Source organism: Clostridium sp. BIOML-A1 (genome assembly GCF_009874105.1).
Taxonomy (GTDB): domain Bacteria; phylum Bacillota; class Clostridia; order Lachnospirales; family Lachnospiraceae; genus Coprococcus.
In genome coordinates this window covers 51,788-71,358 of record NZ_WWTL01000005.1, presented here as the reverse complement: position 1 = coordinate 71,358, position 19,571 = coordinate 51,788, and the positions used below count along the sequence as shown (strand labels likewise).

The following is a 19,571-nucleotide window of genomic DNA, read 5'->3' as shown; positions in this document are numbered from 1 at the left end:
ACGATCTGTTTTGTCTAAATTCTATATTTTTTGTATAACTAATTTATAGTATCACACTTCTATGGCCTTCACAACAAAACATATAAAATGCCCGGACAAAGCAGCCGCGCCTTGCCAACCCACACATGCTATTGTATATTTAAAATAACAATTTCTTGGAAATGTGGAATGATTATGAATTACGCATTTACAAACGGAAAAATCTTGAACGGAACAAAAGATATGCAGATACAGGAAGGGCTCTGTATTCTGGTACAGGAAGGAAAAATGACGGATATGATCGTTACCGCAAAGAATCCTCTGGAAGATCTGCGTGCTCTGCGCAATCCGGAAATGGTTATCACAGGCGACACGATCATCGATCATCCAAAGATCAAAAAAAGAAAACAGGTAGAAGCCGAGCTGGACAAATTCCTGTAGAGCATATGATTTCTAATCATTCCTCAAATATTTTGACCTATACTCTACCGCTTCATTGCCTTGAGTGCAGCTTTTTCCTCCGGTGTGATACGGAAGGATTCCTGCATCTTCTGGATTGCTTTGTTAAATGTGAAATCATCCAGATGGTTATTATTTAAAAATACCTTCGTCGGCTCCGGGCATTTTACATAAGCTTCTGCAAGTCCCCATGCAACACCCATTTTCAGATAATAGCCATCATTCTTCATATGATCGTATGCATATAACACCTTATCAATATAGGCATCATTCAGATAATAATTCAACATCATAACTGCTACAAACCGCAGTTCAAACTCACGATTTCTCTCGTTAGCAGGCTTGCCATCGATTACTCCCTGCTCGTCCAGATATGGCATCAGGAAATCCCACACTTCCTGCTGATACTGGTTTGCGATCTTAAATGTATTACAGCAGGTATCGCAGATCGACCAGTCATCGATCTTTGGTATGAACCGTCCCATGTATGTGAGAATGTCGTCGATCTTTCCTCTGGCATAGCCAAGCACGATGCCCTGTAGCATGACTTCTTCAAAGGTATCATCCCTTGCGCCATCCAGATACTCCTTCCAGTTTACAGACGCGATCTCTTTCGCCATTTTGCGCAGCACCGGAATACGCACGCCGATGATATTTCCTGCTCCCGGTGACAGACTCGCTGTAAATTTTCCATATTCAACATCCATATTTTTATACAACTCATCCCGTACCAGATCGTGAACTGTATATTCATTCGTATCTCCCATTTTTCCTCCTGCACCTGCGCCCATATCGTTTAAAATTTAAATACCTTGCCGACCTCCGGTGTATAGCCATCCAGATAAGAAAGGATCTCATCTGTATCTGTCATCACCTGATAGATCTCGTTTGTTACATGGTTCATAAAACCCTTCTCGACACATTCATCCATCATCTGAAACAGGGAATCAAAGAATCCATCCTGGTTATAGACGATGATCGCCTTGCCATGCCGTCCAAGCTGCTTTAAAGTCAACACCTCAAAAAATTCCTCAAATGTTCCGATTCCACCCGGCACCATGATAAATGCATCACTCCGATCCTCCATGATCTGTTTCCGCTCACGCATCGTCTCTGTCCGGATCAGCTCTGTACATTTGTCATATATGATGCCGTCCACATTAAAAAATGTCGGTGCAACGCCAACGATCTCACCATTTCCGGCACTTGCTCCTCTGGCGGCAGCCCCCATAAGTCCTCTTGCACCCGCACCAAATACTAATGTGTGTCCTCTCTCTGCCAGCTTCTTTCCAAGATTAAAAACCGCATCCATGTATGCCTGATCAATGTCATTGCTGGATGCACCAAATATACATATATTCATACTGCTACTCCATTTTTCTTTTATCACTGTTCATCGCTCTGCGAGCGACCTTATCCTATAGTATGCTATAGAGTTCACTGAAATTCAAATTATATTCTTATAAACCAGTCCAGTTCTTCCACCCGGTCGAGATTCTCATCCGAATGTTCGATCTCTCTGGAATACCGGTACACCAGTTCGATCAGATCAGCCATCTCTAACTTCTCACTGCACTTTATCCATCTGGCGAGAAGCAGCAGGAAGATTACTGTCACATGTCCCACCGCGGAATCTATTTTACCAAGAATATTCCCATCATAGACCGCACCTAACAAATAGATCGAGATAAAATAAACAACGATCTGCTCCAGCACGATCTCAAGTGAAGGCAGGCTGCTGTTTCCCCACCATGACAGAAATCGTTTCTTATTCTCTGTGAAACCGGCTTCCCCCAGATCAAACAAAAGCACTTCGGATTCCACCAACACATCATCCCAGTCCTGATATAACAGCTCCAGCTCCTCTGACAGGAATCTCATATGCTTCCGGAACAGTTCATATTCATCTTTCACGCAGACTTTATCTGTATCCTCACATTCATCCCAGTCGATCAGATCCCCTTCTTCATAATGTCTCTGTGCGGAAGCACCGATCTGCAATACTTTTCTGATCCTTGCTTTCAGACTTTCTTCCCGGTTCTGGATAATCTTCAAAATCTCCTCCCGGATATCCTCAAGATTGGAAAACAGGAAATAATCATAATCCTCAAATACTTCTTCCTCATCGTCTTCTTCACAGACAAATGTTACCGGATCTGTCTTCTGCATCAATATCCTTGCCACCTCCGGGCAGGAAAGCGATAATGAAATCTCTCTTATATTTTCAAATTCTTCCGTATGCCTTGGATATTCCCGACAGGTCGTGCATAAGCTGTCTTTTCCCATATGCTTATACATATCACACAGTCCATCATCCCGCAAAAATGCACATTTGCCCTTCCGGTTATGTCCGAATACGCCTTCTTCCCACTGTATATTCCGATGAAGTGTCTGCCTGTATTCTCCTGCGTAATTTCGATATTTTTCCAGTGATTCATCATCGATCACGATCTGCCAGTCAGAACAGCAGGTGTCCGGGCATTTGTCCGCTATACATCTAAACTTTTTATAATAATCCGGATAAGAATAAATCATATCTCTGCCTCACAAACATTTATTTATCGTCACTGAGAATGTTACTCTCCCATGTTCCCTTTTGCCGGTGTTGAAATGCCAACGACCATTTTATCTATCCTTCAAACAAATGATACGAAACCTGAACACGGCAATTCCTATTATATTAGACCTGCATAAATGAATCAAGCTCACAATCCATAGAAATTATTGACAAACGATAATTTTAATGATATTTTGAAACTGTAATTATTGTTTTTCGATAATTTTTAGATAAAATTAGCTATCAGAAAGGATATAACCATGAATCAGATTTTTACAACTCCGTTTGAATGGATCGCAGTATGGCTTCGAAAGCTTTCATTATCCGGAAACTCCGGTAACTGTATCGCGATCATACTTTATATCATTATCTGCTGTCTCCCGGCAATCGCATTTCTGCTTCTTTGTCTGAGGAAAAAGAAGATCCGTGCAGACTATCTGTTACTCGTATGCTCTGCTGCCCTCTTTATCGGCATTTACCTGATGATAAATCCGGGGCTTATGACCCCCTATTTTCGTTATTCGATACCTATGATCGATCTGGCAATATCGACAACCCTATGGTCCATCTTTATCTGTTACATCATTCTCCGGGTTCTTGCCATGATCCGGCATGCAAACGAGATCAATCTGGCAAAGATCGCACAGGTTTTCATCATTCTTGTAATGATCATATCAATCATTAATATCTGTTTCATAAAGCTTCCAAAACTATGGGCTTCTGCAGATCAAACAGGTCCCGACCTGTATTCCCGGATCATATCATCAGAAGATGGTGCTGTTATGCTTGATAATGGCAGCATGGGATCATTTCAGTCTGACCGCATTCCGTTACTCCTCTGCGACTTGGTTCCATCCCTGTTATTCATCTGGGTATTGATCGCATCCTTCCGGCTGTGTCGTTCTCTGAAAGACAATCATTTCACCGATCAGACGATCCAGGATGCAGGGGCACTCTCCTATCTGTGTGTAAGAGTTCTCTGCATCACGGCAGTACTTGAAGTTGTTCGGAACATCCTGCAGCTTCTTATACTTCCGTCACTTTCAGATACGACCTTTACCGTATCTCTTCCTATTATAGAGATACTTCTGACCGTAACGGCATTTATCCTTGCAAAGAAATTCGAGACAGCACACACGCTGGAAGAAGAAAATGAAGCATTCATTTAATACGGAGGTTTCATATGGCAATTAAGATCAATCTGGATAAAGTCTTAAAAGAAAATAATATGACTTCTAAAGAATTATGCAAAAAGATCGGCATAACCGAAGCAAATCTTTCCATTTTGCGAAGCGGAAAAGCAAAAGGTGTCCGATTTACAACCATCAATAAAATATGTTACTACCTGCACTGTGATGTAGGCGATATTCTGTCATTTGACGGAAATCTTGATGAGGAGGAAGAAGCATGAAGAAATTTTTATCTATAAGTATACTGACCCTTTTAGTTCTGACTGTCCTTTCCGGCTGTCAGCTTGCAAAGAAAGAAAATACCCCATCTGCAGTTACCAAGCATCTGGTTGGTATCTATTGTACAGCAACACCTCTGGATGATCAGGAAGAACCGATTTCCTGCACATATGATCAGAAAACAGATACTTTCAAACCGGATAATCCCGATATCTCCGGCTGCTATCTGGCTGCAATTAAAGTTGATGTATCCAAAGAAGAAGGAAATTTTTATTATTCGTTCTGTTCCGATATGATGGCTGAACCATCTATAAACATTTCCGGTTCCGATGGAACGAGCACTACCTCCTATGAGTCTTCATCCCATACACTAATCGGTCAAAGCAATTATATGTATCCACCCGATGGTACCGCAAAAGCTTCCTTATCCCTTTCCGGCACTCTCTATGTTGATCCGGACAAAACAGATTATTCCACAGATTCAGATCTTTATTATATCTATCTGAATCTAATCTATCAGAAAGAAAATGGTGATCTCTTTATAACACCCGGCTCTCCTGTTTCAATCATGAACGAAGGCGAATCAACGACTCAAACCTTCTCTGAAAGCTACACAGAATCGGGCATCGATTCCAATGCCACTACAACGAATACGATCTCCCTTACGATACGATCCATTTCTGATCCTGTAAACAGCTACACCTTCTATGGTATGTCCGATGACAATACCGTACTTTGGAGCGACACACAAAAAGCAGCCACCCTCACCGATGAACCAATATCCTTAAAAGGTGCTTCCTATCTGCTCATAAAGGAAGTGTCCACCAAAGGCATCGTATCCTACGATGTCCTTGCTCATACGGATGATGACGCAGAAAACACAGATCCTGACTACCGCAACCGCTATATCGCAACCGACAGCTTTTACTATCAGCCTTCAGAGATCCATATAGTGAAATAGATGGACGAAAAATATAGTCGGCTGTCCGGCTCAGATACTTTTCATTCCGCAAGACGCTCCCGCTCTATTCTCATGTAACGGTACTAAGCTCCCACTTCCGTGGATCGCTAAGAACCGACATTCGAATAGGCTTGCTTCATGAAAATATCTGTTGCCGAACAGCCGGCTATATTTTTCTGTCTTTGGCTCTTCCACAAACAGAAAACACCGCGGTATATACATTTCAAGAAACAGAACTCAGGCTGGGCTTATATCTATTATTACGCAAAACGCTTTCGCTCTATTCCTCGGCGTAGCGGTACATAAGGCTGCACAAGACGCAGCCTAAGTACCGACGCTCGGAAAGGTTTGCTTCATAATAGTATAAGCCCAGCCTGAGTTCTGTTTCTTGAATATATACGTAGTGTTTTCATCCGCTGGCTTAAAGTCTCTCGACAACCTTGTTGAGGACCTCAATCTCTTTGGCCTTTGCGGTCATGATATACTTCTCAAAACGATCAAGGCAGTTCACATTTCCTGTGATGGATGTCTTGATCAGAAGGTTTCTTGCTGTCAGCATATTGTTGACAACCTCCATGTACTCGTCAAGAATCTCATTATCATAAGCCAATACACCTTTTGCCATCATATATTTCAGGCGTTCATTCATCAGAACCTTATGATCGTATAACAGGTGAAGTGCACGGATATCAAAATCAGGCTCATCTCCTGAAAGCTGCTTTTCGATCTGCTTATATACTGCATCGTATACATTTACACCGAATACTGTATCTGAGAAACGATTTCTCATCATACGGAAATGATTCTTGGAATCCTTTGCGTCCAGATATTCAACCAATGTATCCTTGATATATGCCACATCCAGATCATAATACATCTCAGCGGTATTCTTCTGGATCACATATAAACCACGTCTGCCTTTATAATCATCCTTAAACATATGATCTTCGGATGCTGTTATGATATCGTAACCCCGTTTAACATCCTCAAAGGATACAGTTGAATAAGAATAATGCTCACCAAACGTAAAATCACCAACATGAAATTCTTCCTTATCCTTATCATAGCCAAAGATAAATAACTCATGTGGGAATTTGTAATCTGCACCGGAATCGCACAGAATCTTTGCCTCGTCAAATACACCATAGACATATCCGTTCAGGTCGATCGTTTTAATAATGAAGTTAATGATATCTCCACAGTAGCTCTCTACCTGCTCTTTTGTCATCAGTGAGAACAGAAGATATGGACACTCCTTCAAAGAACTGCTTCCCGGCATCATATCTGCCAGAAGCATCTCATCTCCTGTGAAAATCTCCTCAATATTATAACATCTAAGCTGGATGTAATTGCTGAAGATCCAGTTCTTAGCCTTTTCGTCATCCCCCAGAATTGAGAATAATGTTGCATGCCACTGCCATGATGTAATCATTGGGTAGCTGACCGGCAATATCTTTTTATTGCTCATGATTATACCTCCCTTATCTTCTCTAGTTCAACTTGGCTGCAACAGCGGCAACCACATCATTCATATCATAATACAAACCCAATGCGAGTTCTGAATCCTGAAATTCAATATTGAAATCATTTTCAAGTTCTACGATCAACTGAATAATCGATACAGAATTAACCCCATATTCTTTTGTCAACTCGGCTGTCATGTCAAGCTTGCTGATGTCAATCTCCGGCATAACACAAGCTACAGCCTGTAAAACCTTTGCTTCCAAATCCTTTCTGTCCATTACTGACCTCCTATCTGATATTTTGGAACCCGAAAAATTATATCGTCAGGTTCTTTTTGTTAATATTTACCAAATACCGTTATAAACATTGTATATGTTTTAACATTTTTTTTCAATAACTTCTTATTATATTAATAGATTTTATTCTTTCCCTGCATCCAGAATCAACTGCCGGACTGCCTCAACCGCGGTCTTTACTGCCATGTCCGTATCGTATGCCAGTGGATTCTCAAGTCCCGCTGCTTTCCGCTCCTGATTTCCGACTACCAGATAACAGGCTCCGACCTTCACGCCCAGATAAGCCCCTACGATAAATAACGCCGCGGACTCCATCTCGGACGCCAGACAGCCCATCCGCTTCCATGCCTCCCATTTGGCTTCCAGTTCATAGGACACCGGCTTGGTTCCCGGCTCATGCTGTCCATAGAAGGAATCCTTGCTCTGAACAACTCCGGTATGGTATCGGACTCCCGTCGTCTCGCAGGCTTTTGTCAGTGCCTGAATGACCGGATAGCTTGCAACAGCCGGATATTCGATCGGAGCATATTCCTTTGATGTACCCTCCATCCGGACAGCACCGGTTGCCACCACGATATCCCCTCCCATGATATCTAACTGCATCGCACCACAGGTTCCAACCCTTATAAATGTATCTGCGCCACAATGCACCAGTTCCTCCAATGCAATCGCTGCTGATGGTCCGCCGATACCGGTCGATGTTACACTGACCTTCTCGCCCTCCAGATATCCGGTATAGGTCACGAATTCCCGGTTGTCCGCAACCAGCTTTGCATCATCCAGATAAGCTGCGATCTTCGCTGACCGCTTCGGATCCCCCGGCAGGATCACATATTTTCCGATCTCGTTCTTCCCTGTCTTTATGTGATATTCCCGTCCTGATTCTTCCTGATAGATCATACTTCCACCTCCGTTTCTGTCTGCTTTTGTTCCGATCAATCCCTGTTTTTTTACAGCTATTTGTACAAAAGCAGATACATATCAACTGCTATTTACCTGTATTATACCGAAAATATACACCAAAATCACCAATTTCTCCTATTTTGTACAAATTTTTCATAGCAATTTGTAACACCATTACAGTTTTACTACATATAAATGAATATCCTTAACTAAAAAATGCCGATTTTTGAATTTCTTTAAGCTGAAATTTCTATTTACTTTAAAAAATTTTAGAAATTGGTAATAATTTTGCTTTTTGTTCACACTTTCATAATTTGACTTTAGCAAAAAAAAGGATTATAAATTGTTCAACAAATCAAGGAGGCGAGTTTTATGGCTAAATCAACTGACATTAAAGTAAAATTAAGCAGCGTTGATGAAGTAAAGCAGTTTGTAGATGTAATGAGAGGATATCATGGCGATGTCGATATATCAGCTACAAACAAAAACTATATGGTAGATGCAAAATCTATTCTTGGTGTTATCAGTCTCGATCTGAGAGATGAATTAACCGTAAAATTCTATGATGGTATTTCCGATTCATACATGTCAACACTGAAGCCTTTCATTGCTGAACCAGCAGTCGCATAAGGCAACTTACATTTAATAAAAGGAATATACGACAAACAGGAGCTATAAGAGCAGTCGTAAAAAAGGATATCCGGTCACAATATGCGGATATCCTTTTTTCATTTTCCTGCATTTTTTTGTGTAAAATAATAATCTCTTATCTGTTTTATATATTTTAAACGCACGGAGGCAAGTGTGCGTAAAACTCTTATTGACGTAGCCGGGAAACCATCATAAAATAAGTGCAGTTTCCAGTATAGTAGTAGTGTACTGCCACATAATATCAACAGTCTATTCTATAAGAAACAAATATAAAGAATGGTTTGGGAAATACAAATGAACTTATTAACTATGAAAAATATCCACAAGGCGTATACAGATAAAGTGCTTTTCAAGGGAGCTGATTTCTCCGTCAACAGTGGTGATAAGATCGGTGTAATCGGAATCAACGGAACCGGAAAATCAACCTTATTGAAAATGATCGCAGGCTTAGATACCTGTGACGCAGGGCTTGTAGTGCGTGGGAACAACATTGTTGTCAATTATCTTCCACAGAGCCCGACATTTGACGACAATGAAACAATATACGAACATGTTATAACCGCCAACAGCACGGAAGAAAATAAATGGAGCATTGAAGGTGATGCCAGAGCAATTCTTGATCAGCTCGGCTTTAACGATACCGGTATTCCGGTTTCCACCCTCTCCGGCGGTCAGAAGAAAAAAGTTGCACTTGCTGCCGCTCTGCTGTCCAACTGTGATATTCTGGTCTTAGACGAACCAACGAACCATCTGGACAACGATATGACGGAATACCTGGAAGAATATCTGAACAATTATAAAGGTGCGCTAGTCATGGTCACTCATGACAGATATTTCCTTGACCGTGTAACAAACCGGATCGCAGAGATCGATAAAGGATACATCTATCGTTATGAAACAAACTATGAAGGCTTCCTTGCCCTTAAGGCAGAACGGGAAAATATCGCTCTGGCCACTCAGAGAAAACACCAAACAATCCTTCGTAAAGAGCTTGCATGGATCCAACGCGGCGCAAGAGCCAGAGGCACCAAACAAAAAGCACATATTAAGCGATTTGAAGTTCTATCCGCCGAGAAACCGATCGAGATGGATAAATCCGTAACCTTAAATTCGATCACGACCCGGCTAGGTAATAAAACGATCGAGCTGCACGACATATCAAAGAGTTTTCCGGGAATGTCTCATCCGTTGATTGAGCATTTTTCATATAACTTTTTAAGAACCGACAGGATCGGTATTACAGGTCCAAATGGCTGCGGCAAATCCACACTGATGAAACTGATCACGGGTATTCTGGAACCGGACAGTGGCTATATCGAGGTTGGAGAAACGGTAAATATCGGTTATTTCTCTCAGGAGAATGAACCTTTAGATGATAATAAATGTGTATTGGAATATGTAAAGGAAAAGGCAGAATTCATCCGAACAATTGACGGATATATGCCTGCTTCTACCCTATGCGAAGAATTTTTATTTGACTCGACCCTTCAGTATCAGAAGATCGGTAAATTATCCGGTGGTGAAAAACGAAGACTCTATCTGTTAAAAGTACTTGCCGGTTCTCCGAATGTTCTGATCTTAGATGAGCCTACCAATGATCTGGACATATCAACTCTTTGCATTCTGGAAGATTATCTGGACTCATTCCCCGGTATCCTGATCGTTGTATCGCATGACCGTTATTTTCTGGATCGTGTTGTCAGACGTTTATTCGTCTATGACGGAACAGGACACATCAACCAGTTCGAAGGAAGTTATACCGATTATTATCTGGAACATGGTTCATTTGCAAATTCAGCGAAATCTGTAAGTGACACTGAATGTGCAGGCAAAGCAAATATTACGGCTTCACGAAAGAATACACCATCAGTCACAGAAAGATCAGATGCTTCCAAAAAAGAAGCTGCACCAAAACGCACAAAGACCAAATTATCCTTTAATGAGCAGCGTGAATATGACAATATTGAAAACGATATCATGATCTGCGAAGAAAAGATAGACGGATTAGATCGTGAGATTGCAGCTGCCGCAACTGATTTTACAAAGCTGAATCACTTGATGGCTGAAAAAGAATCGGCTGAAATGAAGCTGGAACACCTGATGGATCGATATGTATATCTGACCGATCTGGTGGAATCCTTCAAAAAGTCGCCGGAGGATCACGCGTGATCACAGATCAGGCGCTCTCTCATTTCAGACTGCATCCGATTCTTATATAAAAAGCACACATTGTCTGATAGTATATTTTATATATACTTCTTCAGCCAACGTGTGCTTTTCTTACATCTGCTTTCGAACTACTTTATATTCATCATCCAACTGGAAATACGGACAACTTTCATATGAACTGGTTATAAATCTGGCATAATCATCCTCATCCATATTCACCATACACTCTGAAAAATCATCTTCATCATCATACACGTAATGTGCACATAAATCACAACTTGATGCTCCCATATCAGCACTCCTTCTGTAACATACTCATTATTTTTACTCTATGTTTAGTCAATATTACACATTTTTCATTCCCATTTCAAGCGTTAGTCCGAAATCTATTGGGCAGGCTTACAGAAAAGCGTTTTTTACTGGTAATAGTTTCCACTCTGTGGTAAAATGACAAAGTATAAATTTATAATCTTTTCATCGTAAAAGATATGGATCGGGGTGTGTTTATGAGAAAGAAATTACTACTATTTCTGATGACAATTATCCTTGTATTACCGAATATGACCGTACTTGCCGCGGATAATACAACGGATGATACGACAGAAGAGACCAATGTCTATGCAGATATTGATACAACGAAGTATTATTATAACAGGTTTGACAATGATGCATACAAAAATGTATATAATCAGTTACAAGAAGCAGCCAATGCTTACCACGAATCCAATCAGAATGCGGAGTATCGTGAATCAGGCGAAACTCATTATTACAAAGCATTCACGATTAATGTAACCAGTAAAAACTGGGAAGTTATTGGCGCATCCGGTATGCAGAGTGTTGTAAATGCAGTTCTTGCAGATAACCCAATGTATTTCTGGATGTCACCTGATTTCAAATACAATGCTAAATCCTTAGATGGCGGTTCGGTTTGCTATGAAGTACAGATCATCTGCTATGATGATTATGCAAACGGGAATACCCGGGAGATTGTCCGAAATAATGCAAATATTGTCATCTCCAATTATGCAGATAATTTAGATAAAGATCTTCCTGACTACCAAAAAGAATATTTGATCCATAATGCAATTATTGATGATACTTATTTTGATACGGAAAGCGAAGCTTCTCATTCCGGAGATTCATGGTGCTACAGTGTAGACGGAGTATTTAACTCCAAACATAAAAGTGCGACTTCATTTGGATATGCTAAAGCATTTAAAGCCGTTATGGACTATCTCGGTGTTAAATGCATCTATGTAGAAGGAAATGTGACATCATCTTCTGAAGAAGACAAGGATTCTGAAACCTATAATTCCCACGCATGGAACATGGTATGTCTTGATGATGGCTGGTACATTGTCGATCTTGCATATGATGATCCTGAGACAACGTCCGGTAAAAATGTCCTGATCTACGATTATTTCAATATTACAAGTGAACAGGCAAAGAATCTGACGCCAGCATCTGACTGGCTGCCGGGAATCCCAACCTGTAAAGGAACAATGCACAGTATAAACAGTATCCAGTCAACTCTGGAACAGGAGAATATTTGGCAGGAAGATAATTACAATCTTTTTGATAAGATTTTGGATCGTTATGGCTTATCTGTTGTTCTGATCAGTATCGGTGTTATCTTATTATTGATCATCACTCTGATCAAACATATCCATAAGCGTCGCCGGAAGAGACGTATAGAAAAAATCAAGAATACAAAGACGATCGCTATCGATCAGTCCGAACTGGACAACGAACTTCGTCGTCCACCATTATCATAATATATAAAAAAATATCAGGAGCGCAGAGCTATGGTCACAACCAGCCTGATGGTATATTGACATTAACGAAAATTTCGTTATGAAATACATATTGCCGGTAGATACGAGTGCATGTCTGAGTCCGAAGGACGAGTTTGCACAAAAGTATTTACCGGCAATATATATTGAATAGAAATTGCAGTACGTCAATATACCATCAGGCTGGTTGTGACCATAGCTCTGCGCTCCTGATATCTTTTTTATTTCAACTTTGGCATATAGTAGAATTTTGTAGTTGTATCTCTGGTCTTATCTTTTACTTCATTTTTCAATTCAAAGCCTGCCTTATCAAATAATTCACTGAATACCGGATGATAATATGCTATCCAGATATCACGGTTTCTTGTCTTCTGACTTTCCTTGATTTTCTCTATAACCTGCTCAAAAACGCTTCTACCAAAAGGATTGTAGAAATAGAAAACATCGAAATCAGCATATCCGTCAAAATCCACAGCATTTGCATTTATCAATCTTACATCCATTTTTAAAATAGACATATTCTTTTTTGCGATACCTAACAAGTGCTTATCCAGATCCAGACCGGCAACCTTGCCATATCCGCTTTCAACCGCACATTTCATACAGATTCCTTTTCCGCATCCTACATCAAGGAATGAACATTCACTTGGATTGACCGGGATGGCCTTCAGCATACGTTTCATGTCTTTCTCATCTGTCATACTGTAGCCATGAAATTCTGCTACATTTTTCTGGATATCTCCGACATAGACCATACTGAAATCGAGACCACGCATTCTTTCTTTTATATAGTTAATTGAAAATCTGATCCATCTCTTAGTGCGCACTCCAAAACTATAGTTACTCATTTTAATTCTCCTTTGTTTTGCTTTTTATTTATCATCCATTTATCCGATCAACATCTTCAGACCATATAACACCAAAAGGTGAAGCGGGTAAAAAAGATAATATCCATACTGTATCCATTTGCTTTTCTTACCAAGCATGCCGTTGTACATCATCAATAACGGAATTGCCAATAACGATACCAGTCTGATCCATGGTATTCCATGTGAGCTTATAACCCAGAATTCTGCAAGATAGCACAGTGTAACGATGAAAAACGCTGTATATTTCTTCCGGTTACTATCTCTGAATACACCAAATGCCATTATCCACAGAACGATAATGCAATTCAGATTGCCGGGGAATGACAAAATGCAGCAAATACCGACACCGAACAGTCTTAAGATCAGTGGTATTTCTTTCTTATTGAATATCACTAATGCCAGCAAACCTAAAAACAGACACCACATAATACTTGTCACTTTCCAGAACTCATATGGTGAATATCCAAATGCCAGTGCATGAGGTACATGTGATATCAGGGTCGCTATAAACAAACGCATCAAATACTTTTTAATATTCGATGTGTGATAGTATCCCTCTACTATCATGAAACACATAACAGGCGCTGTTATCCTTCCTACTGCATACAAGGTCCAGTGTAGTGCATTCTCTGTTGGATAGAACACAATCGTCGCATGCTGTACAACCATGGCTATTACCGCGATCAGTTTCAGGGTATTTGCATTCAATCCGGTATTCTTTTGTAAATTATCTGCTTTCATTTTCTCCTCCGCATTTTTTACTTATATGTAGTAATACTACACATATATAGGAACTTTTCTTCCTGCCATTATACAGTTATAGCTCCTGTTTGTCAATTTAAATAAGAAGTATAATTCCTATATGTAAATTACAAGGAGGTATTTCTGTGATAATATCGGATTTTCATGTGATAGGAAATAAACTGCTTCAATTCAGAAAGAAAGCGCATTTGACACAGATAGAGGTTGCTGAATTAGCAGGATTGTCAGATCGAACCTATGCTGATATTGAACGTGGAAATGTAAATATGAGACTTGATACTTTGCTGAGAATATGCAGCGTACTTCATATAACGCCAAATGATATTTTGACAGAAGAACCGCCGGCATTTCAAGAATATAAAGATGAAATTCTATCGCAGTTAAATGACAGCCCGCCTAAAGTGCAGGATACCGCACTTAAGCTGCTGAACATCTATATGTCATCTATAGAATAAAAAAATCAGGAGCGTGGGGCTACAGCCGCAACCAGCCTGATGGTATATTGACATTAACGAAAATTTCGTTATGAAATGCATATTGCCGGTAGATACGGGTGCATGTTTGAGTCCGAAGGACGAGTTTGCACAAAAGTATTTACCGGCAATACACATTGAATAGAAATTGTAGTACGTCAATATACCATCAGGCTGGTTGTGGCTGTAGCCCTGCGCTCCTGATATCTTTTTAATTTCCTATAATTAACCATGAAGTCAGAATTCCCAGCAGACGTTCGTCCGGGTGTCCTGTCTCGGTCAGGAAGATCAATCCGATACGTTCATGATCTCTCCTGCTTTCTTCATAGTATTTTTTAATATTGGATACCTTTTCGTCATATGCGACAAATCGGAAGCGTTCTGATGGGTGTTTCTCCAATTCGATATATTCCTGCAGATCTCGAAACCGAGTTTTCTCATCGATGTGGCAGTTTGTATCACCCAGCAGATAAGGAAAGATACAGTTATCACTGAAATCTCCCACCACTCTTTTATCCTTTAAGATTGGCACATGGGAAATATTTCTGTCATTCATGATCCGTATAACCGGCATAACCGGATCATCCAGAGATCGCCATACCAGATCATTAAATGGTACTGCGATATCCATACACCGTACAGGATTCTTGATGCGATCCAGAACCATATCCAGAAGCTCAATCATTTTCTTCCCCGGCTGCACGGCGAATTCCTCATCCAAACGTTGGTTATGCTGCAGAAGATTTCGAACCTCTCGACAGTAGTTAAGTTCAAATCGAATATCTTTGAACTCACTTCTCTTTTCCAGCTTTGCAACCGCCGAACCATCCGGCGGAAGCTTGAATTCATTGATTGCCGCATTCTCAAGTTCCTTATATTTGTCTAAAAATAACTCTGTATTATCCATACGATACCCCTCTAAAAGAATACTATAGCGTCTCTGCCACCAATGATTATTCCTGTATATTGTAATTGAAGTAGGAATAGCCGCCTATCTCCATCCATGAACCATTGCTCTGGATTGACTGGATCAGATTCTCATCTGCCTCGATTCTGGTGCAGCTGTTATCAGCACCTGCTTCATATACATTATCACTTCCGATCAACACATAACCGGTTGTATCATCTTTTTCCATATAATATACACCGCTGTCTGTTACAGCACTGCTAAATTCCCGGTTATATTCCCTTACCGCCAGCGCCACAGCCCTCTGATCATCTGTAAAATCAAATACACCGATCGTAATCGTCTTGGATGCTGAATTATTTCCCCAGTCAATCACGCGGAGAGTATACTCTGCATATCCGCCTTCACTGGTGTCTATTTCCTGATCGATCGTGAGCTTATCTGCCAGATTCGGTTCAGAATCATTTACATTATAATATTTCAACAGATCGACCATCTCCCCTTTGAGCACGCCAATTTTCTCAGGTCCCGTTATATCCGGGAAATCATGATCCACAACCTCTATCGTAACTATATTATGTTTCTTTAGCCTGCCGCATCTAACTGTATATTTCACCTTATAAGGTCCGACCTTATCCGGCTGAAAATCAGCTTCATCACATTCTACTGTTGCTTTATCATTTACCGGCTGCACATAATTCTTTATATCAAACGGTGTTCCAAGTGCATATTCACTTCCTATCTTTGTCACCTTCATATAGCGATTCTGCATGATCTTACTGACTGTAAATACCAGAATGATTCCGACAACAACTGCCATTATCAATATAAACTGATTTGCCGTCATGCCTCTGCGTCTTTTTCTACCCGAGGATGGCCGCCTGCCGTTTTTTGCAGTGTTTTGATTTGCTTTCTTTTTTCCTGCTGCATTTGAAACTCGCTTTTTTTCTCCCATCATCATACTGCTCCTTTTCTTTTATATATCAATATCCCTTTGTTTTTAAATCATGAACCAGCTTCACATAAAATTCCCGGACATCAAATCCCGGAATATTTTCCCGGTTTAGATCAATCACATCTCCATGCGAGATTCCACGCTTCCCCTCCACAGTCAGGTATTTGAAATCTGCTCCCCATGGGAATGATTTTTCGCCTACCAGTCCATCATTTGCTCCATCAAAATATTTTACCAATCGATATGTATAATTCAGCGGAAATCTGCCATTTCCTGCCACATTCTGCCTCGAACCAACGCTCTGATATAACACGCCCTGTGCATCATGTAATTTATCATTTAGGGCTTTACATGCCGAAGCTGTCAGATCTTTTACTCCCAACAGAAAATCCGGCGAATCATCGCCCAGTTTTTTAAATACTGCATTATACGCTTTTGCCACGCCCTGCTGCTCTTTTTCCGGAACAATATTTAACAGATAATCTGCAAATTCACATCCCCGGTGCGGTGTATTTATCGTTGTTAGTGATGCAACATACCGATCTGTACCAAGTTCTGATAAGGCATAGCGCATATCCAGACCACCTTTTGAATGTGCGATCACATTTACTTTTTCACAGCCCGTTTCAGTTACGATCTCCCGGATTCTTGCATCCAGCTCCTGCGCACATGCCGGAACCGATGCTGCCGACTGGTGATTGCCATAAAAAAGAACTGCACCATTTGTCTCCAGTTCCTTTGGAATTCTTCCCCAGTAATTTAACAATTTGAAATCCCGGAAGAAGATACCATGCACCAGCAGAATCGGGTATTTTGTTTTGCAGATCTGCTCTTTATTCCGTTCCCGATTCAATCGAACCTTATCATTTTCAAATGAAACCTCTCCTATCGTCAAGCGAAGTATCTTCCCAAGTACGACCAGATTTACAACCGGTATCATGCCACATACAGCTCCGATCCCTCTCCATTTGATACCAAGCTGTTCTGACGTCAGATATATCCGGATCATTCCATTCCAGAACACAACTGCTTCCACAAGAATCGCTGTCAATATATGAAATACCCACATTTTCCCATTTGTCGGTATATATTCAGCCGGAAGAACTTTTGCCATACATAAAACGGTATATATAATTGTAAGCACTGTGGATACACAGAATACAAATAGCTGCATACAGCCGTTTCTGCATTTGCTAAGTCTTGGTGTTTCCAGTTTTCCGCACAATACCGTCGGTATTACACAGACCATCCCCGTAACAAGCCATGGAACAATATCGTACAACACGCTATTATAAACTCTGCCTGACAATACCGTACAGGCAGCAAGCCCGACTGCAAGGCTTCCAAAGACTGTAACAACCGCCAATCTCCCTTTTCTCATGTATATCCTCCGTTTTATACACTCTCCTTTTTTGTAACCATACTAATTATACCAAAGCATGTGCTGCCTTGCTACAATTATTTCATTGCATTCTCTATAAAAAAATGCGATAATGACTTTTAGTATTATCCTATTCACAGGAGGAAATTGAAATGTCAATTAATAATATCGGCCCTTTCACAAAGAGCCATCTGGATATGTGTATCAAAAACAATAGCATTGACGATGCCTTATATGAAAAATATGGTGTAAAACGTAGTCTCCGTGATTTAAACGGTATCGGTATCAATGCCGGAATCACGAATGTCTCTCTCAGTAAATCATTTACAACAGATGAAAACGGCAATCGTGTTCCATGTGCTGGAGAGCTCTACTATCGTGGTTACGAAATTCATGATCTGATCAAAGGATTTTTTCTGGATAATCGTTTTGGTTTTGAGGAATGTACATATCTCCTGTTATTCGGCGTTTTGCCGGATGAAAAGGAGCTTCAGAACTTCAAGCAGGTTTTAAATATCAGTTATGATCTGCCGCATCATTTCATCCAGGATGTGATCATGAAGAGTCCGACTGCCGATATTATTGCAAATATGACAAAGAGTACACTGGCCCTTGGTTCATACGATAAAAAGATGGGTGACAACTCTCTGGAAAATGTATTACAGCAGTGTATCCAGTTGATCAGTATGTTCCCTCGTCTGGCTGTTTATTCCTATCAGGGATACCGCCATTACGAACTTGGCAAGAGCTGTTATATCCATAAGCCGCTTCCTGAATTATCGTTTGCCGAAAATATATTAAGTACCCTGCGTTCCAATCGGAAATACACCCGTCTGGAAGCTCGTGTACTGGATCTGGCACTGGTACTTCATATGGAACACGGCGGTGGAAGCAACTCAACCTTTACAACGCGTGTTGTAACCTCTTCCGGTTCCGATACATATGCAACAATGGCTGCTGCCCTCTGTTCCTTAAAGGGACCTTTAAACGGTGGCGGTGACTATCAGGTTATGGGTATGATGAAAAATATCCGTGACAATGTATCCGATATCACAGATGAGGAAGAAGTTGGCGAGTACATTCGTAAGATCGTCAACCGGGAAGCATATGACAAGACCGGTATCGTATATGGTATGGGACATCCATTCTATTCCATATCCGATCCCCGTGCTCTGGAATTCAAGAAATATGTAAAGCTTTTGGCAGCCGAAAAGGGTATGGACGAAGAATATGCCCTTTATGAGATGATCGAGCGTATTGCACCTGAGATCATTGCCGAAGAACGTAAGATCTACAAAGGTGTTTGTATCAATATTGATTATTACAGCGGACTTCTCTACAAAATGTTAAAGATTCCAGCTGAGATGTTTACTCCGTTATTTGCAATCGCACGAGTAGTCGGTTGGAGCGCACACCGTATGGAAGAGCTTGTTAATTCCTACAAGATCATCCGTCCTGCCTACACCAGCATTGCAGAGATTAAAGAGTACGTTCCTATCAACGAACGATAATATAAAAGAGACTGTAGCAGCTTACAGCTAATCAGTCCTGTCCAGGTGACTTTGAAACGAAATGGAAAATAG

At 40.7% G+C, this 19,571-nt stretch carries 21 protein-coding genes; 9 read left to right on the top strand and 12 right to left on the bottom strand.

Annotated features, from left to right (window positions below):
- The first annotated feature begins 174 nt into the window (after positions 1 to 174).
- On the top strand, positions 175 to 420 hold the full coding sequence (locus tag GT641_RS05560) for a hypothetical protein (protein WP_243143700.1): 246 nt from the start codon (positions 175 to 177) through the stop codon (positions 418 to 420).
- A 44-nt stretch (positions 421 to 464) separates the two neighbouring features.
- Here GT641_RS05560 and GT641_RS05555 read toward each other — a convergent pair whose 3' ends face one another.
- The 3 genes from GT641_RS05555 to fliB form a co-directional block, all read right to left on the bottom strand.
- Positions 465 to 1,205 (bottom strand): DNA alkylation repair protein, encoded by a 741-nt coding sequence (locus GT641_RS05555; protein WP_021944452.1) that lies wholly within the window; start codon positions 1,203 to 1,205, stop codon positions 465 to 467.
- A 29-nt stretch (positions 1,206 to 1,234) separates the two neighbouring features.
- Positions 1,235 to 1,801: a TIGR00730 family Rossman fold protein gene (locus tag GT641_RS05550; RefSeq protein ID WP_161117019.1), complete on the bottom strand. Its 567-nt coding sequence runs from the start codon at positions 1,799 to 1,801 to the stop codon at positions 1,235 to 1,237.
- 89 nt (positions 1,802 to 1,890) lie between these two features.
- Entirely contained in the window at positions 1,891 to 2,973 is a 1,083-nt protein-coding gene (fliB, locus tag GT641_RS05545) for a flagellin lysine-N-methylase (protein ID WP_161117018.1), read from the bottom strand.
- A gap of 282 nt (positions 2,974 to 3,255) precedes the next feature.
- Here fliB and GT641_RS05540 point away from each other — a divergent pair, with 282 nt between their 5' ends.
- Genes GT641_RS05540 through GT641_RS05530 form a run of 3 tightly spaced genes read left to right on the top strand, consistent with a single transcriptional unit; the run spans position 3,256 to position 5,365 of the window.
- Entirely contained in the window at positions 3,256 to 4,164 is a 909-nt protein-coding gene (locus tag GT641_RS05540) for a DUF2975 domain-containing protein (RefSeq protein ID WP_161117017.1), read from the top strand.
- Between the two features lie 14 nt (positions 4,165 to 4,178).
- Positions 4,179 to 4,406 (top strand): helix-turn-helix transcriptional regulator, encoded by a 228-nt coding sequence (locus tag GT641_RS05535; protein WP_161117016.1) that lies wholly within the window; start codon positions 4,179 to 4,181, stop codon positions 4,404 to 4,406.
- Positions 4,403 to 5,365 carry a hypothetical protein gene (locus tag GT641_RS05530; protein ID WP_161117015.1) on the top strand — a complete coding sequence of 321 codons (963 nt, stop codon included), beginning with the start codon at positions 4,403 to 4,405 and terminating at the stop codon, positions 5,363 to 5,365. The genes GT641_RS05535 and GT641_RS05530 overlap by 4 nt, the downstream gene beginning before the upstream one ends.
- A 421-nt stretch (positions 5,366 to 5,786) precedes the next feature.
- Here the strand turns inward: GT641_RS05530 and GT641_RS05525 are convergent, their stop codons facing one another.
- From GT641_RS05525 to udp, 3 genes are all read right to left on the bottom strand, one after another.
- Positions 5,787 to 6,833, bottom strand: coding sequence for a hypothetical protein (locus GT641_RS05525; RefSeq protein ID WP_008400536.1), 1,047 nt, complete (start codon positions 6,831 to 6,833; stop codon positions 5,787 to 5,789).
- A gap of 22 nt (positions 6,834 to 6,855) precedes the next feature.
- Positions 6,856 to 7,107, bottom strand: coding sequence for an acyl carrier protein (locus GT641_RS05520; RefSeq protein WP_008400537.1), 252 nt, complete (start codon positions 7,105 to 7,107; stop codon positions 6,856 to 6,858).
- 141 nt (positions 7,108 to 7,248) lie between these two features.
- Complete coding sequence (gene udp, locus GT641_RS05515) at positions 7,249 to 8,025, bottom strand: uridine phosphorylase (RefSeq protein ID WP_008400538.1); 777 nt, start codon at positions 8,023 to 8,025, stop codon at positions 7,249 to 7,251.
- A gap of 375 nt (positions 8,026 to 8,400) precedes the next feature.
- Here udp and GT641_RS05510 point away from each other — a divergent pair, with 375 nt between their 5' ends.
- Positions 8,401 to 8,658: an HPr family phosphocarrier protein gene (locus GT641_RS05510; RefSeq protein WP_008400539.1), complete on the top strand. Its 258-nt coding sequence runs from the start codon at positions 8,401 to 8,403 to the stop codon at positions 8,656 to 8,658.
- Positions 8,659 to 8,973: 315 nt separating this feature from the next.
- Positions 8,974 to 10,848: an ABC-F family ATP-binding cassette domain-containing protein gene (locus GT641_RS05505; protein ID WP_044944689.1), complete on the top strand. Its 1,875-nt coding sequence runs from the start codon at positions 8,974 to 8,976 to the stop codon at positions 10,846 to 10,848.
- A gap of 111 nt (positions 10,849 to 10,959) precedes the next feature.
- Here GT641_RS05505 and GT641_RS05500 read toward each other — a convergent pair whose 3' ends face one another.
- Entirely contained in the window at positions 10,960 to 11,139 is a 180-nt protein-coding gene (locus tag GT641_RS05500) for a DUF6472 family protein (RefSeq protein ID WP_008400542.1), read from the bottom strand.
- 215 nt (positions 11,140 to 11,354) lie between these two features.
- Between GT641_RS05500 and GT641_RS05495 the strand changes: the two genes are divergently transcribed.
- Positions 11,355 to 12,623, top strand: a complete 1,269-nt coding sequence (locus GT641_RS05495) for a transglutaminase domain-containing protein (RefSeq protein WP_161117014.1) — start codon at positions 11,355 to 11,357, stop codon at positions 12,621 to 12,623.
- 239 nt (positions 12,624 to 12,862) lie between these two features.
- Here the strand turns inward: GT641_RS05495 and GT641_RS05490 are convergent, their stop codons facing one another.
- Positions 12,863 to 13,489: a class I SAM-dependent methyltransferase gene (locus GT641_RS05490; protein WP_008401613.1), complete on the bottom strand. Its 627-nt coding sequence runs from the start codon at positions 13,487 to 13,489 to the stop codon at positions 12,863 to 12,865.
- Between the two features lie 39 nt (positions 13,490 to 13,528).
- The gene (locus GT641_RS05485; RefSeq protein WP_161117013.1) at positions 13,529 to 14,251 is read right to left on the bottom strand and encodes a TraX family protein; all 723 of its coding nucleotides are present in this window, start codon (positions 14,249 to 14,251) and stop codon (positions 13,529 to 13,531) included.
- A gap of 146 nt (positions 14,252 to 14,397) precedes the next feature.
- On the opposite strand from GT641_RS05485, the gene GT641_RS05480 reads away from it, so the two are divergent.
- Positions 14,398 to 14,727 carry a helix-turn-helix transcriptional regulator gene (locus GT641_RS05480; protein WP_161117012.1) on the top strand — a complete coding sequence of 110 codons (330 nt, stop codon included), beginning with the start codon at positions 14,398 to 14,400 and terminating at the stop codon, positions 14,725 to 14,727.
- 229 nt (positions 14,728 to 14,956) lie between these two features.
- On the opposite strand, the gene GT641_RS05475 is transcribed toward GT641_RS05480, so the two are convergent.
- From GT641_RS05475 to GT641_RS05465, 3 genes are read right to left on the bottom strand one after another with little or no spacing between them, the layout of a single operon-like run.
- A complete protein-coding gene (locus tag GT641_RS05475) occupies positions 14,957 to 15,652 on the bottom strand; it encodes a hypothetical protein (protein WP_008401616.1) in 696 nt (231 codons plus the stop codon).
- 46 nt (positions 15,653 to 15,698) lie between these two features.
- Positions 15,699 to 16,607 (bottom strand): hypothetical protein, encoded by a 909-nt coding sequence (locus tag GT641_RS05470; RefSeq protein WP_119963089.1) that lies wholly within the window; start codon positions 16,605 to 16,607, stop codon positions 15,699 to 15,701.
- 28 nt (positions 16,608 to 16,635) lie between these two features.
- On the bottom strand, positions 16,636 to 17,988 hold the full coding sequence (locus GT641_RS05465; RefSeq protein WP_161117011.1) for a triacylglycerol lipase: 1,353 nt from the start codon (positions 17,986 to 17,988) through the stop codon (positions 16,636 to 16,638).
- A gap of 152 nt (positions 17,989 to 18,140) precedes the next feature.
- On the opposite strand from GT641_RS05465, the gene GT641_RS05460 reads away from it, so the two are divergent.
- A complete protein-coding gene (locus GT641_RS05460; RefSeq protein ID WP_008401619.1) occupies positions 18,141 to 19,499 on the top strand; it encodes a citrate synthase in 1,359 nt (452 codons plus the stop codon).
- The last annotated feature ends 72 nt before the right edge of the window (positions 19,500 to 19,571 follow it).

What these genes read in the sequence shown, in the direction of transcription:
- GT641_RS05560 (WP_243143700.1), top strand. Translation starts at nt 175, where the DNA reads ATGAATTACGCATTTACAAACGGAAAAATCTTGAACGGAACAAAAGAT.
- GT641_RS05555 (WP_021944452.1), bottom strand. Translation starts at nt 1,205, where the DNA reads ATGGGAGATACGAATGAATATACAGTTCACGATCTGGTACGGGATGAG.
- GT641_RS05550 (WP_161117019.1), bottom strand. Translation starts at nt 1,801, where the DNA reads ATGAATATATGTATATTTGGTGCATCCAGCAATGACATTGATCAGGCA.
- fliB (WP_161117018.1), bottom strand. Translation starts at nt 2,973, where the DNA reads ATGATTTATTCTTATCCGGATTATTATAAAAAGTTTAGATGTATAGCG.
- GT641_RS05540 (WP_161117017.1), top strand. Translation starts at nt 3,256, where the DNA reads ATGAATCAGATTTTTACAACTCCGTTTGAATGGATCGCAGTATGGCTT.
- GT641_RS05535 (WP_161117016.1), top strand. Translation starts at nt 4,179, where the DNA reads ATGGCAATTAAGATCAATCTGGATAAAGTCTTAAAAGAAAATAATATG.
- GT641_RS05530 (WP_161117015.1), top strand. Translation starts at nt 4,403, where the DNA reads ATGAAGAAATTTTTATCTATAAGTATACTGACCCTTTTAGTTCTGACT.
- GT641_RS05525 (WP_008400536.1), bottom strand. Translation starts at nt 6,833, where the DNA reads ATGAGCAATAAAAAGATATTGCCGGTCAGCTACCCAATGATTACATCA.
- GT641_RS05520 (WP_008400537.1), bottom strand. Translation starts at nt 7,107, where the DNA reads ATGGACAGAAAGGATTTGGAAGCAAAGGTTTTACAGGCTGTAGCTTGT.
- udp (WP_008400538.1), bottom strand. Translation starts at nt 8,025, where the DNA reads ATGATCTATCAGGAAGAATCAGGACGGGAATATCACATAAAGACAGGG.
- GT641_RS05510 (WP_008400539.1), top strand. Translation starts at nt 8,401, where the DNA reads ATGGCTAAATCAACTGACATTAAAGTAAAATTAAGCAGCGTTGATGAA.
- GT641_RS05505 (WP_044944689.1), top strand. Translation starts at nt 8,974, where the DNA reads ATGAACTTATTAACTATGAAAAATATCCACAAGGCGTATACAGATAAA.
- GT641_RS05500 (WP_008400542.1), bottom strand. Translation starts at nt 11,139, where the DNA reads ATGGGAGCATCAAGTTGTGATTTATGTGCACATTACGTGTATGATGAT.
- GT641_RS05495 (WP_161117014.1), top strand. Translation starts at nt 11,355, where the DNA reads ATGAGAAAGAAATTACTACTATTTCTGATGACAATTATCCTTGTATTA.
- GT641_RS05490 (WP_008401613.1), bottom strand. Translation starts at nt 13,489, where the DNA reads ATGAGTAACTATAGTTTTGGAGTGCGCACTAAGAGATGGATCAGATTT.
- GT641_RS05485 (WP_161117013.1), bottom strand. Translation starts at nt 14,251, where the DNA reads ATGAAAGCAGATAATTTACAAAAGAATACCGGATTGAATGCAAATACC.
- GT641_RS05475 (WP_008401616.1), bottom strand. Translation starts at nt 15,652, where the DNA reads ATGGATAATACAGAGTTATTTTTAGACAAATATAAGGAACTTGAGAAT.
- GT641_RS05470 (WP_119963089.1), bottom strand. Translation starts at nt 16,607, where the DNA reads ATGGGAGAAAAAAAGCGAGTTTCAAATGCAGCAGGAAAAAAGAAAGCA.
- GT641_RS05465 (WP_161117011.1), bottom strand. Translation starts at nt 17,988, where the DNA reads ATGAGAAAAGGGAGATTGGCGGTTGTTACAGTCTTTGGAAGCCTTGCA.
- GT641_RS05460 (WP_008401619.1), top strand. Translation starts at nt 18,141, where the DNA reads ATGTCAATTAATAATATCGGCCCTTTCACAAAGAGCCATCTGGATATG.